Below are 13,145 nucleotides of genomic sequence, written 5' to 3'. Positions count from 1 at the left end.
CCATGCACGTCCTCGTGGTGCACAACCGCTACCGCTCGGCGCAGCCCAGCGGCGAGAACAAGGCCGTCGACCAGGAGGTGGAGCTGCTGCGCGCGGGCGGCCACCGGGTCGAGCTGTTCGAGCGGCACAGCGACGACATCTCCGCCCGCTCCCCGCTCGGCAAGGCGGCCGTGCCGCTGCTCGTGCCGTGGAACCCGGCGGTGCGCAGGGAGTTCACCGCCCGGCTGCGGGCCACGCGCCCCGACGTGGTGCATGTCCACAACGTCTTCCCTCTCGTGTCGCCGTCCGTGCTGGCGGCGTGCGCGGACGCCGGTGTCCCGGCCGTCGCCACGCTGCACAACTACACGCAGATCTGCCCGCCGGGCACCCTGCTGCGGGACGGCAGGCCGTGCACCGAGTGCGTCGGCGCCTCGCCGCTGCCCGCCGTCCGGCACGGCTGCTACCGCGACTCCCGGGTGGCGACGGTGCCGCTCGCGGTGAGCCTGTCGCTCAACCGGCGGCGCTGGTGGACCGGCGTGGAGCGGTTCTTCTGCATCTCGGCGGCGCAGCGCGAGGTGCTGGTGGAGGCCGGGATGCCGGCCGAACGGCTCGCGGTGAAGCACAACTTCGTCCCGGACCCGGACCCGGCGGACCGCCGCACGGGGCCCGGCACGCACCTGCTCTTCCTCGGCCGGCTCGCGGAGGCCAAGGGCGTACGGCTGCTCATGGCCGCGTGGGACGAGCTCGCGGCGTCCGGCGGTGTGGGCGTACCGCTGCTGATCGCCGGCACCGGCCCGCTGGAGGATGAGGTGGCCGTCTGGGCGGCGGGCCGGGACGACGTGCGGTACGCCGGGCTGTACGGCCCGGACGAGTGCCGCCGGGCCCTGGCGGACGCGGTGGCCGTGGTGGCTCCCTCGACCTGGCTGGAGGCGTTCGGTCTGGTCGCCGTGGAGGCGATGGCGGCCGGGGTCCCGGCCGTCGCCGCCGGTCACGGGGCCTTCACCGAACTCGTCGAGGACGGGGTCACGGGGCTGCTGCACCGGCCGGGTGAGGCCGCCTCACTCGCGGACCGCCTGCGGCGGATCACGGCCGACGCGGACCGCAACCGGGAGATGGGCCGGGCGGCCCGGGACCGTTACGAGCGGGACTTCAGTCCGGCCGTCGGCCTGGAGCGCCTGGTGGAGGGGTACCGCGCCGCGCTCGCGGGCCGGTCCGGCGGCGGGGAGGGCCCGCCGCCCGTGGGGACAGCGATCACCGGCTCGCGGCGGGGGCGCCCGCGCGAGCGAAATGGGGGCAGTAGATGACACGATGCCGACTCTGCGGCTCGACGGCGCTCGAAAGCGTCGTCGACCTGGGAGCGACCCCGCCGTGCGAGAGCTTCCTCGCGGCGGACCGACTGGACCTGCCGGAACCGGCGTTCCCGCTGCACCTGCGGGTGTGCACCGACTGCTGGCTGGCGCAGATCCCGCCGCTGATCACCCCGGAGGAGACGTTCACCCAGTACGCGTACTTCTCCTCGTACTCGACGTCCTGGGTGGAGCACGCGCGTACGTACGTCGACGGTGCCGTCGAGCGGCTGGGGCTCGGCCAGGACGCGTTCGTGGTCGAGGTGGCGAGCAACGACGGGTATCTGCTCAAGCACCTGGTGGACCGCGGGATCCGCTGCCTGGGCGTGGAGCCGTCGGTGAACGTCGGCGCGGCGGCCCGGGAGGCGGGGGTGCCGACCCTCACCGCGTTCCTGGACCCGGCGACCGGCGCGGGCGTCCGCGCGGAGCACGGCCCGGCGGACCTGGTGGTCGCCAACAACGTGTACGCGCACATCCCGGACGTCGTCGGCTTCACCGAGGGGCTGCGCGCGATGGTCGCGGACGACGGCTGGGTCTCCGTCGAGGTGCAGCACCTGCTGACCCTGATCGAGGAGAACCAGTACGACACGATCTACCACGAGCACTTCCAGTACTACACGGTCGCGTCGGCGGCCCGGGCGCTGGCGAGCGGCGGACTGACCCTGGTGGACGTCGAGTTGCTGCCCACGCACGGCGGCTCCATCCGGCTGTGGGCGCGGCCCGACGGGGTGGCCGGCGAGCCGTCCGCGCGCGTGACCGAGGTGCTCGGCCGGGAGAAGGCCGCCGGGCTCCAGGAGCTGTCCGGGTACACCGAGTTCTCCGCCCGGGTGGCCAAGGTGCGCCGGGACCTGCTGCGGTTCCTGATCGACGCGGCCGAGCGCGGCGAGACGGTCGTCGGCTACGGCGCCCCCGGCAAGGGCAACACCCTGCTCAACCACTGCGGCATCCGGCCCGATCTGCTCCCGTACACCGTGGACCGCAACCCCTACAAGCACGGCAGGTTCACCCCCGGCGCCCGCATCCCGATCCTGGAGCCGGAACGGATCGCCGCCGACCGGCCGGACTATGTCCTCGTCCTGCCGTGGAACCTGCGGGCCGAGCTGACCGAGCAGCTGTCCTTCGTGCACGAGTGGGGCGGCCGGCTGGTCTTCCCCATACCGGAACTGAGCATTGTCGAGGTGGGGCCGTGAAGGTCGTCCTGTTCTGCGGCGGTTACGGGATGCGGATGCGCAGCGGCGCCGCGGACGACGTGCCCAAGCCGATGGCGATGGTCGGCCCGCGCCCGCTGATCTGGCACGTCATGCGCTACTACGCGCACTTCGGGCACACCGAGTTCGTCCTGTGCCTGGGCTACGGCGCCCACCACATCAAGGAGTTCTTCCTCAACTACGAGGAGACGACGTCCAACGACTTCGTACTGCGCGGCGGCCGCACCGAGCTGCTGTCCACCGACATCTCCGACTGGACGATCACCTTCGCGGGCACCGGCATCGAGTCGCCGATCGGCGAGCGGCTGCGCCGGGTGCGCCACCATCTGGACGGCGAGGAGATGTTCCTCGCCAACTACGCCGACGTGCTCACCGACGCCCCGCTGCCCGAGATGATCGACCGGTTCGCGCGGCGCGACGCCGGGGCCTCGATGATGGTGGTGCCGCCGCAGTCCTCGTTCCACTGCGTGGAGCTGGGCGAGGGGGGCCTGGTGGGCGGCATCACCCCGGTGAGCGAGCTGCCGCTGTGGGAGAACGGCGGCTACTTCGTGCTCCGCCAGGAGATCTTCGACCACATCCCGGAGAACGGCGACCTGGTGGCCGACGGGTGCGCCCGACTCGCGAAACGGGGGCGGCTGGTGGCGCACCGGCACCGGGGGTTCTGGCGGCCGACCGACACCGTCAAGGAGCGGGCCGCGCTCGACGCCGCCTATGCCCGGGGCGACCGCCCGTGGGCCGTGTGGGAGCGGGACGGCGCGGGGGTGGGCGCGTGATCCGACTGGGGGCCGGGTCCCTGGACCGGCTCGTCGCGGTGGGCGCGCACTGCGACGACCTCGCCATCGGCGCCGGCGGCACCCTGCTGACGGCCTGCCGGGCGCACCCCGGACTCCGGGTCGACGCGCTCGTGCTCTCCGGGGGCGGCGGCGAGCGCGAGCAGGAGGAGCGGGCGGCGCTCGCGGCGTTCTGCCCGGGCGCCGACCTGCGCCTCACCGTGCTCAAGCTGCCGGACGGCCGGATACCCGCGCGCTGGGAGGAGGCGAAGACGGCCGTGGAGGAACTGCGCGGGCGGACCGAACCGGACCTCGTGCTCGCCCCGCGCACCGAGGACGCGCACCAGGACCACCGCTGCCTGGCGAAGCTGGTGCCCACCGCGTTCCGCGACCACCTCGTGCTCGGCTACGAGATCGTCAAGTGGGACGGCGACCTCGGCCGCCCGACGGCGTACCAGCCGCTGTCGCCGGAGACCGCCGAGGACAAGGTACGGCTGCTGCGGGAGCACTACCCCTCGCAGCACCGCCGGCCCTGGTACGACCGGGAGGCCTTCCTCGGCCTGGCCCGGATCCGCGGGATCGAATGCCACGCCCGGTACGCCGAGGCGTTCCACGTCACCAAACTCGCTCTCACCCTGGGGGATTGAACCTTGCGCGTACTGCTGACCGGACACCAGGGCTACCTGGGCACCGTGATGGCCCCGGTGCTGACCGCCGCCGGACACGAGGTCGTCGGCCTGGACTCCGGGCTGTTCGCCGACTGCGTGCTGGGCCCGGCGCCCGCCGATCCGCCGGGAACCCGCGTGGACCTGCGGGACCTCACCGCCGAGCACGTGGCCGGCGTGGAGGCCGTGATCCACCTGGCCGCGCTCTCCAACGACCCGCTGGGCTCGCTGGCGCCCGAGCTCACCTACGACATCAACCACCGCGCCTCCGTGCGCCTCGCCCGGCTGGCCCGCGAAGCGGGGGTGCGGCGCTTCCTGTACGCCTCGACCTGCTCGGTCTACGGCGCCGCCGGCGGGGGCGAACTGGTCGGCGAGGAGGCCCCGTTGCGTCCCGTGACGCCGTACGCGGAGTCCAAGGTACGGGTCGAGGACGACCTGCACGCGCTGGCCGACGACGACTTCACCCCGGTGTACATGCGCAACGCCACCGCGTTCGGCTTCTCGCCCCGGCTGCGCGCGGACATCGTCCTGAACAACCTGGTGGGGCACGCCCTGCTGTCCGGCGAGGTGCTCGTCATGTCCGACGGCACCCCCTGGCGCCCCCTGGTGCACGCCGTCGACATCGCCCGCGCCTTCACGGCCGCGCTGACCGCGCCGCGCGAGGCGGTGCACGACCGGGCGTTCAACATCGGCACCGAGGTCAACAACGTCACGGTCGCCGAGATCGCCGAGGAGGTCGCCGAGGCGGTGCCCGGCTCCGAGGTGGTGATCACCGGCGAGACCGGCGCCGACCCGCGCTCGTACCGGGTGGACTTCTCGCGGTTCCGGAAGGCGATCCCGGGCTTCGACTGCGAGTGGACGGTGAAGCAGGGGGCGATCGAACTCGCCGACTCCTACCGGCAGTTCGGGCTGACCCGGGAGAGCTTCGAGCGCCGCTTCACCCGCCTCGCCGTGCTGCGCGCGGCGTCCGGGGCGGGCACGGTCGACGACACGCTGCGGTGGCGCCGATGAGCGCGGGGAGCCGGGAGGATGCGGCCGGGCAGGAGGCGTACGGGCAGGAGATGTTCGCCCTGGTGGAGCGGCTGTATCCGCTGTGCCGGAGCATCACCGGCGACGGGGTGCGCGAGACGCTGCGCATCGTCGACGAGTACGTGCCGCTCGACGTGCACGAGGTGCCGACCGGCACGCAGGTGCTGGACTGGACGGTCCCGCGGGAGTGGAACATCCGGGACGCGTACATCGCCGACGCCACCGGGCGGCGGGTCGTCGACTTCCGGGAGTCCAGCCTGCACGTGCTCGGTTACAGCGTGCCGGTGGCGGCGCGGATGCCGCTGTCGGAGCTGCGCGGCCATCTGCACACCCTGCCGGAGCACCCCTCCTGGGTGCCGTACCGCACGAGTTACTACACGCCGACGTGGGGTTTCTGCCTGGCGCAGGACACCCTGGACGCGCTGGAGGAGGGCGAGTACGAGGTACGGATCGACTCCACCCTCGCCGACGGCCACCTCACCTACGCCGAGCACGTGGTCCCCGGGCAGGTGCCCGACGAGGTGATCGTCTCCTGCCACGTCTGCCATCCGTCACTGGCCAACGACAACCTGGCCGGGATCGCGGTGGCGGTGTTCCTGGCCCGCGAACTGGCGCGGCGCAGGCCCTACTTCACCTACCGGTTCATCTTCGCGCCCGGCACCGTCGGGGCGATCACATGGCTGGCCCGCAACCGGGAGCGGATCGACCGGGTGAAGCACGGTCTGGTGCTCGCCTGCGCGGGCGACCCGGGGCAGCTGACGTACAAGCGGAGCAGGCGCGGCGACGCGGGGATCGACCGGGTGCTGCGGCACGTGCTGTCCGCGTCCGGACGCCCGCACCGGGTCACCGAGTTCACGCCGTACGGCTACGACGAGCGGCAGTACTGCTCCCCGGGCTTCGACCTCGGCGTGGGCTCGCTCACCCGGACCCCGTACGCGGGCTATCCCGAGTACCACACGTCGGCGGACGACCTGGACTTCGTCTCCCCGGCGGCGATGGCGGACACGCTCGCCGTCTGCCGCGAGGCGTTCGCCGTCCTGGACCGCGACCGGCACTACGTCAACCTCAGCCCGTACGGCGAACCGCAGCTCGGACGACGGGGGTTGTACGGCTCGCTGGGCGGGCGCAGCGACGCCGAGCAGGCGCAGATGGCGATGCTGTGGGTGCTCAGCCTGGCCGACGGGACGCACAGTCTGCTGGACGTCGCCGAGCGGGCCGGGCTGCCGTTCGACACCGTCGCCGACGCGGCCGATGCCCTGCACGGCGCCAAACTGCTCAAGGCGTGACACCGATGCCCACGGAGGGGGAGCGGACGACGACACCGGCGGCGGGGCGGGCCGGGCCCGCCTCCGTGCCATCCCCAGGGCGCTCCCCCGAGCAGACCGCCGGACGGCCCCCCGAGCGGTCCTCCACGCCGACCGCCGGACGGTCCCCCGGCCGGGCCGTCCTCGGCCGGCTGTCCTGGGGGCTGGCCGACCAGGCCGCCTCCAGCCTCAGCAACTTCGCCGTGGGCGTCTACGTCGCGCGCTCGCTGGGGCCGACGGCGTTCGGTGTGTTCAGCCTGGCCTGGGTGACCTACGGCGTGGTGCTCGGCGTCTCCCGGGGGCTGGCCACCGACCCGCTCGTGGTGCGCTTCAGCGGTGTCCCGGAGGCGTCCTGGCGCGGGGCGGCGGCCCGGGCCTCGGGGACCGCGCTCGGCGTCGGCACGGCCATCGGCGTGGTGTGCCTGGTGGCCGGGCTCGCGCTCGGCGGCCGGGTGGGGCCCGCGTTCGCCTGCCTCGGCGTCGTCCTGCCGGGGCTGCTGCTGCAGGACGCCTGGCGGTACGCGTTCTTCGCCGCCGGCACCGGCCGCAAGGCGTTCGTCAACGACGTCGTGTGGGGCGTGGCACTGGCCCCGGCCCTGGTGGTGGCGGCCCGGGCGGGCAGCGTGGGCGGCTTCGTGCTCGCCTGGGGCGGGTCCGCCGCGGTGGCCGCGGGGTACGGCTGCCTCCAGTCCGGGCTGCGGCCCCGGCTCGCCGGGATTCGCGGCTGGCTGCGCGCGCACCACGACCTCGGCTACCGGTACCTGGCCGAGAACGTCGGCGTCAGCGGCGCGAGCCAGCTGCGGGCGTATGGGCTCGGGGTGATCGTCGGGGTCGGCGCGGTGGGCGTGGTCCGGGGCGCCGAACTGCTCATGGGCCCGTTCATGGCCCTCCTGATGGGACTGTCGCTGGTCACCGTCGCCGAGGCGGCGCGGGTGCTGCGGCGGGCCCCGCACCGGCTCGGCCGGTTCTGTCTCCTCCTCGGCGGCGGGCAGGCCGTGGCCGCCCTGCTGTGGGGCGGGGCACTGCTCCTGCTGCCCGACCGGGCCGGCGAGCTCGTCCTCGGTGACGTCTGGAGCTCCGCCTCGGCGCTCCTCCTGCCGGTCACGCTGGGCGTCGCGGGCTCCGGCCTGGGCACCGGCGCGGCGGCCGGGCTGCGCGCGCTCGCCGCGGCCCGGCGCAGTCTGCGCTGCCAGTCGTTCGCCTCCGTCGCCTACGTGGGCGGCGGCCTCGGCGGGGCGGCCTGGGGCGGCACGGTCGGCTCGGCCTGGGGTGTCGCCGCCGCGACGCTGCTCTCCTCGGCCGTGTGGTGGCTGCAACTGCGGTCCGCTCTGCGCGAGCGGCACCACGATTCCCCTCCCGAAGAGACGAGTCCGAAGTGAGTGCGAAGTGAGGACCTCATGACCGCGCAACCCAGGCTGAGCATCGGCCTGCCCGTGTACAACGGCGAGGAGTACCTGGCCGAGTCGCTCGACGCCCTGCTCGGCCAGACGTACGAGGACTTCGAGCTGGTGATCTCGGACAACGCCTCGACCGACGGCACCGAGGACATCTGCCGCCGGTACGCCGCGAAGGACTCCCGCATCCGTTACCTGCGGCTGCCCCGCAACATCGGCGCCGCCCCGAACCACAACCACGTCTTCACCCGGTGCCGGGGCGAGCTGTTCAAGTGGGCCTCGCACGACGACCTGTACGCCCGTGACCTGCTGCGGGCCTGCGTGGAAGCGCTGGACGAGCGTCCCGAGGTGATCCTGGCGCACTCCGGGCAGGCGGTGATAGACGGCGACGGCAAGGTGAAGGTGCCCTACGCCTACACGCTCGCCACCGACTCCCCGCACGCGCCGGAACGCTTCCGCAGTCTGCTCTTCGAGCCCGGCGGCGACGACTTCTACGGGGTGATGCGGGCCGACGTGCTGCGCCGGGTGAAGCCGCACGACAGCTACCACCACGCGGACCGCACGTTCGTCGCCGAGATCACCCTGCACGGGCCGTTCCACCAGGTGCCGGAGCTGCTGTACTTCCGCCGCGACCACCCCACGCGCGCCGAGCGGGCCAACCCCTCCAAACGCTCCCGCTGCGTCAACCTCGATCCGCGCCGGGCGGGCCCGCTGCACCCGACACCCCGGCTGCTGGCCGAGTACGTGTGGGGTTTCGTCTCGGCGGTGCGACGGGCGCCGCTGTCCCCGGCCGACCGGCGCGCCTGCCACCGCCACCTCGCGGCATGGCTGACGAGCCGGGCCCGGCCGGGCGCCGGGGAGCGGGTCGAGGACCGCGCCCCGGCCGTCCCCGGCGCGCTCGCCCTGTCGGTGGACGCGCTCGTCGCGGGGCGCGAGGGCCGGGCGGGGAGGCGCCCGTGAGCACCACCCGCCCCGCCCGCGTGGGGGTGTTCGGGCTGCTCGGTTCCGGCAACCTCGGCAACGACGGGTCGCTGGAGGCCGTGCTCGGGTACCTGCGCACCGCGCACCCGGAGGCGGTGGTGGACGCGCTCTGCGGCGGGCCCGAGGTCGTCACCGCCCGGTACGGCATCCCGGCGACGCGGCTGCACTGGTACCGCGGGGAGTACCGGACCGCGTCCCGCGCGGGCGCGGTCGCCGGGAAGGGACTCGGCAAGCTCGTCGACGCGTTCCGCACCGCCGCCTGGGTGCGCCGGCACGACGTGGTGATCGTGCCGGGCATGGGCGTCCTGGAGGCCACGCTGCCGCTGCGGCCGTGGGGGTTCCCGTACGCGCTGTTCCTGCTGTGCGCGAGCGGGAGGCTGCTGGGCACGCGGGTCGCGCTGGCCGGGGTGGGCGCCGCACCCATCGGCAGCCGGGCGACCCGGGCCCTGGTGCGGCGGTCGGCACGCCTTGCCGCGTACCGCTCGTACCGGGACGAGCAGTCCCGCGACGCGATGCGCGCGATGGGCGTGGACACCACGGGCGACGAGGTCTGCCCGGATCTGGCCTTCGCCCTGCCCACGCCGAAGGCGCGCCCGGGACCGCCGGGCCAGGTCTGCGTCGGTGTCATGGACTTCCACGGGAGCGACGACGACCGCGACCGGGCCGAGGAGATCCACCGGCGCTACCTCGACGGCACGACCCGCTTCGTCCGGGTGCTGGCCGAGGAGGGCAGACCGGTACGGCTGCTCACCGGCGACGCGTGCGACGCGTCCGTGGTCGCCGCGATCCTCGACGCGGTGGACTCGCCGCTGGTCACCGCCTCCCCCGCGGCCTCGCTCGCCGAACTGATGGCGGAGACGGCGGCGGCCGAGGCCGTGGTGGCGACCCGCTACCACAACCTGGTCTGCGCGCTGCGGACCGGTACGCCGACGCTCGCCCTCGGCTACGCGGCGAAGAGCGACGCGCTCATGGACCGGATGGGGCTCGGCGCCCACTGCCACCCGGCCCGCGAGGTCGACGCCGACCGGCTGCTCGAACAGTTCCGCGAGCTGCAGAAGCGGGCGCCGGAGCTGCGGCGGACCCTGGCCGAGCGGAACGAGACGGTGGCCCGCCAACTGGCCCGCGAGTTCGCCATGTTGACGGCTGCCCTGTTCCCGACGCCCCGCGGAAACGACGCGACTCCTCAAAGCTCCGGAACCCCTGGAACGCCTGGAACCCCGCAGGAGGCCTTGTGAAGGCGACCGAAGTCCCGGCGATCGCCGGGGCGTTCCTGTTCGAGCCGACGCCCCGCGCCGACGAACGCGGCTTCTTCTGCCGCACCTTCGACGCCGACGTGATGCGCTCGGCCGGCCTCGACCCCGGCGCCTTCGTCCAGGACAGCCTGTCCCGCTCGGCCGGGGGCGTGGTGCGCGGGATGCATCTGCGCGCGGGCGCCGGGGAGGCCAAGCTGGTGCGCTGCTCGTACGGGAGGGTCTTCGACGTCGTCGTCGATCTGCGCCCGGACTCGCCGACGTACCTGGGCCGGGCGTTCCTCGACCTGTCCGGCGAGACGCAGCGGACCGTGTACATCCCGGCGGGCTGCGCGCACGGCTTCCAGGCGCTGACGGACACCGCCGACACGTCGTACCGCATCGACCGCCCGCACGACCCGGCCGAGGACGTGACGATCCGCTTCGACGACCCCGAACTCGCCATCCCCTGGCCGCTGCCGGTCACGTCGATGTCCGCGCGGGACCGGGAGGCGCCGAGCCTGGCCGAGGTACTGAAGCAGCTGGAGAAGTGAGGCCCCCGTGACCACCGAAGAGTTCGAACTGCCCCGCTCCCGGCAGGCCAACGCGCGACTGCACGCGCTGGTCCCCGGCGGCGCGCACACCTATGCCAAGGGCGACGACCAGTACCCCGAGGACCTGGCCCCGGTCATCAGCCACGGGCGCGGTGCCCATGTGTGGGACGTCGACGGCAACCGGTACGTCGAGTACGGCTCCGGGCTGCGCTCGGTCAGCCTCGGCCACGCCCACCCTCGTGTGACGGAGGCGGTGCGGCGCGAACTGGAGCGGGGCAGCAACTTCGTCCGGCCGTCCGTGGTGGAACTGGCGGCCGCGGAACGGTTCCTGGCGACGGTGCCGACCGCCGAGATGGTGAAGTTCGCGAAGAACGGCTCCGACGCGACGACGGCGGCGGTGCGGCTCGCCCGCGCCGCCACGGGGCGCCCACGCGTGGCCGTCTGCGCCGACCACCCCTTCTTCTCCGTCGACGACTGGTTCATCGGGACGACCCCGATGTCCGCCGGCATCCCGGCGGCGATCACCGAGCTGACCGTGTCCTTCCCGTACGGCGACCTGGCCGCGACGAAGGAACTGCTCACCCGGTACGAGGGCGAGATCGCCTGCCTGATCCTGGAACCGGCCGCCGCCGCAGAGCCCCCGCCCGGATATCTGGCGGGACTGCGCGAACTGGCCTCCCGGCACGGCTGCGTCCTGGTCTTCGACGAGATGATCACCGGTTTCCGCTGGTCGGAGGCGGGCGCCCAGGGGTTGTACGGGGTCACGCCCGACCTCTCCACGTTCGGCAAGGCGCTCGGCAACGGCTTCGCCGTCTCGGCGCTGGCCGGGCGCCGGGAGCTGATGGAGCGGGGCGGGCTGCGGCACTGCGGTGAGCGGGTGTTCCTGCTCTCCACGACGCACGGCGCGGAGACGCACTCCCTGGCGGCGGCGATGGCCGTGCAGGCCACGTATGTGGAGGAGGGCGTCACCGCGCGGCTGCACGCCCTCGGCGAACGGCTGGCGGCGGGGGTCCGCGAGGCGGCGGCCGGCATGGGCGTCGGCGACCACGTCCTCGTCCGGGGCCGGGCCAGCAACCTCGTCTTCGCGACGCTCGACGAGAGCGGGCGGCCCTCGCAGCCGTACCGCACGCTGTTCCTGCGGCGGCTGCTGGCGGGTGGGGTACTGGCCCCGTCGTTCGTGGTGAGCGCGGCGCTCAGTGAAGCGGACATCGCCCACACGGTGGAGGTGGTGTCGCAGGCCTGCGCGGTCTACCGCAAGGCGCTGGACGCGGGCGATCCGACACCGTGGCTCGGCGGCCGCCCGGTGCAACCGGTCTTCCGCCGCGTCCCGTAGGCCGCCGTAGGGTGTTCCGCCCCTGCCCGTCCCGTCCCTGACCCGGAGGCTCCGGGTCAGGGACGGGACGGGCAGGGGCGGCGGGGGCGAATCACCAGGTCGGCCATCCCCGCCGCCACCGGCGTCAGCGCCAACCCCGTACACCACCCCGCAACCGCATCCGTCACGTAATGCGCCCCAAGGGCGACTTCCGCCCACCCCATCACCGCACCGCCCCCCACCGACACGGCCACCACCAGCACCGTTCCCCTCGTCCTGCCGAGCCCGAGCCACCCCGCGGCCAACACCCCCGCCACCACGGCGAGCGTCGTGGCGAACGCGGTGTGCCCACTGGGGTACGACAGGTTCCCGTCGCCATGGATCGTGCGCCCCACGAGATGCTTGAGCAGCGTCGTCGTCCCCACGACCAGTCCACAGGCCACGACGACGAACACCGCCGCACGCGGCCACCGCGCCAGCAGGCACCCCACCACGGCCGCCGCGATCGACAGCACCGCTCCGCCGGGCTCCCCGACAAAGTCGACGGCCAGCGCGGCATACCGCCACGGCGGCCGCACACTGTCCGCGGTCGGCGAGAACACCCACCGGTCCGCCCGGCCGGGCGTGCCGCGCCCGGCGTACAGCACCCCCAGCGCGACGACCACGAGCGCGGCGAGCCCGCCGACCACCCCCAGCGGCATCCGCAGCACGGCGGGCAGCACACGCTCCCGGGTGCCGCCGTCTCGACCGGTCATGGGGCCAGCATGCCCCAACGCCCGCTCGTCGCACAGCCGTTGATCACCACCGCTACGGCGGGCCCACGTCGGGCGAACACCGACAGCAGCAGCGCCATCAGCGGCCCGCAGACGCTCACGACGGTCCGGATGGTGGTGTGCGACTTCGTCGCCTGCCCAAGGGCCGTCCGAGACCGCGCCCCACCGTGCGCACGGTGACGGGCGACGCGGTCCTGACGGCCGTCAGAACTCCCCCACCCCGCTCTCCGCCGGCCGGGTCGGCGAACGGATCGGCGTCTCCCGCGCCACCGCCCAGCGCTGCCTCACCTTCCTCGTCGCACCCGCGTTCTCTCTCTCCCCCCCCCACGGCACGGCCGTGAGTAATTCCCAGGTCTTCCGGAAATGGCGGACCCTCGAAACAGGGTCGCCGCGTCATTACACTGTTCCCGGGCGGGAGATCCTAGCGGCACCCTGTGGAGAACCACTCAAGATTTGTTCCGTAATTCCGTGAAGACTGATTCAGGAAGCGATGAGCGGCGGAGTCGAATCGGTCGAGTAGGGCTTCACCTGGGGTTTCTTCATAGAGTTGGCGCGGCACGGCCGCATTTTTGGCCATTGAGCGCGGGGCGTCTTGCCGGAG

The 13,145-nt window shown here is 73.6% G+C and carries 13 protein-coding genes; 11 read left to right on the top strand and 2 right to left on the bottom strand.

Features of this window, described 5'->3' with window-relative positions; translation table 11 throughout:
• Positions 1–2: 2 nt before the first annotated feature.
• The 11 genes from QFZ64_RS26450 to QFZ64_RS26400 are packed head-to-tail and all read left to right on the top strand — an operon-like array spanning position 3 to position 11,792.
• Positions 3–1,283, top strand: a complete 1,281-nt coding sequence (locus QFZ64_RS26450) for a glycosyltransferase (protein ID WP_307069851.1) — start codon at positions 3–5, stop codon at positions 1,281–1,283.
• The gene (locus QFZ64_RS26445) at positions 1,280–2,515 is read left to right on the top strand and encodes a class I SAM-dependent methyltransferase (RefSeq protein WP_307069850.1); all 1,236 of its coding nucleotides are present in this window, start codon (positions 1,280–1,282) and stop codon (positions 2,513–2,515) included. The genes QFZ64_RS26450 and QFZ64_RS26445 overlap by 4 nt, the downstream gene beginning before the upstream one ends.
• Positions 2,512–3,306, top strand: coding sequence for a glucose-1-phosphate cytidylyltransferase (locus tag QFZ64_RS26440; protein ID WP_307069848.1), 795 nt, complete (start codon positions 2,512–2,514; stop codon positions 3,304–3,306). Before QFZ64_RS26445 ends, QFZ64_RS26440 begins: the two co-directional genes overlap by 4 nt.
• Complete coding sequence (locus tag QFZ64_RS26435) at positions 3,303–3,950, top strand: PIG-L deacetylase family protein (RefSeq protein ID WP_307069846.1); 648 nt, start codon at positions 3,303–3,305, stop codon at positions 3,948–3,950. The genes QFZ64_RS26440 and QFZ64_RS26435 overlap by 4 nt, the downstream gene beginning before the upstream one ends.
• Before the next feature lie 3 nt (positions 3,951–3,953).
• Complete coding sequence (locus QFZ64_RS26430; protein ID WP_307069844.1) at positions 3,954–4,979, top strand: NAD(P)-dependent oxidoreductase; 1,026 nt, start codon at positions 3,954–3,956, stop codon at positions 4,977–4,979.
• Positions 4,976–6,283, top strand: a complete 1,308-nt coding sequence (locus QFZ64_RS26425) for a DUF4910 domain-containing protein (protein WP_307069842.1) — start codon at positions 4,976–4,978, stop codon at positions 6,281–6,283. Before QFZ64_RS26430 ends, QFZ64_RS26425 begins: the two co-directional genes overlap by 4 nt.
• Positions 6,284–6,288: 5 nt before the next feature.
• Positions 6,289–7,680 (top strand): hypothetical protein, encoded by a 1,392-nt coding sequence (locus QFZ64_RS26420; protein WP_373430668.1) that lies wholly within the window; start codon positions 6,289–6,291, stop codon positions 7,678–7,680.
• Positions 7,681–7,698: 18 nt separating this feature from the next.
• The gene (locus QFZ64_RS26415) at positions 7,699–8,655 is read left to right on the top strand and encodes a glycosyltransferase family 2 protein (protein ID WP_307069838.1); all 957 of its coding nucleotides are present in this window, start codon (positions 7,699–7,701) and stop codon (positions 8,653–8,655) included.
• On the top strand, positions 8,652–9,911 hold the full coding sequence (locus QFZ64_RS26410) for a polysaccharide pyruvyl transferase family protein (RefSeq protein WP_307069836.1): 1,260 nt from the start codon (positions 8,652–8,654) through the stop codon (positions 9,909–9,911). The genes QFZ64_RS26415 and QFZ64_RS26410 overlap by 4 nt, the downstream gene beginning before the upstream one ends.
• On the top strand, positions 9,908–10,459 hold the full coding sequence (locus QFZ64_RS26405; protein WP_307069834.1) for a dTDP-4-dehydrorhamnose 3,5-epimerase family protein: 552 nt from the start codon (positions 9,908–9,910) through the stop codon (positions 10,457–10,459). Before QFZ64_RS26410 ends, QFZ64_RS26405 begins: the two co-directional genes overlap by 4 nt.
• A 7-nt stretch (positions 10,460–10,466) precedes the next feature.
• Positions 10,467–11,792 (top strand): glutamate-1-semialdehyde 2,1-aminomutase, encoded by a 1,326-nt coding sequence (locus tag QFZ64_RS26400; protein ID WP_307069832.1) that lies wholly within the window; start codon positions 10,467–10,469, stop codon positions 11,790–11,792.
• 56 nt (positions 11,793–11,848) lie between these two features.
• On the opposite strand, the gene QFZ64_RS26395 is transcribed toward QFZ64_RS26400, so the two are convergent.
• A complete protein-coding gene (locus QFZ64_RS26395; RefSeq protein WP_307069830.1) occupies positions 11,849–12,526 on the bottom strand; it encodes a phosphatase PAP2 family protein in 678 nt (225 codons plus the stop codon).
• On the bottom strand, positions 12,523–12,645 hold the full coding sequence (locus QFZ64_RS26390; protein WP_307069828.1) for a hypothetical protein: 123 nt from the start codon (positions 12,643–12,645) through the stop codon (positions 12,523–12,525). The genes QFZ64_RS26395 and QFZ64_RS26390 overlap by 4 nt, the downstream gene beginning before the upstream one ends.
• Between the last annotated feature and the right edge of the window lie 500 nt (positions 12,646–13,145).

The sequence above is a fragment of the Streptomyces sp. B3I8 genome, assembly GCF_030816915.1.
Classification (GTDB): Bacteria; Actinomycetota; Actinomycetes; order Streptomycetales; family Streptomycetaceae; genus Streptomyces.
The sequence above is the reverse complement of the archived record's forward strand: the minus strand, read 5'-3'. Positions and strand labels throughout refer to the sequence as shown.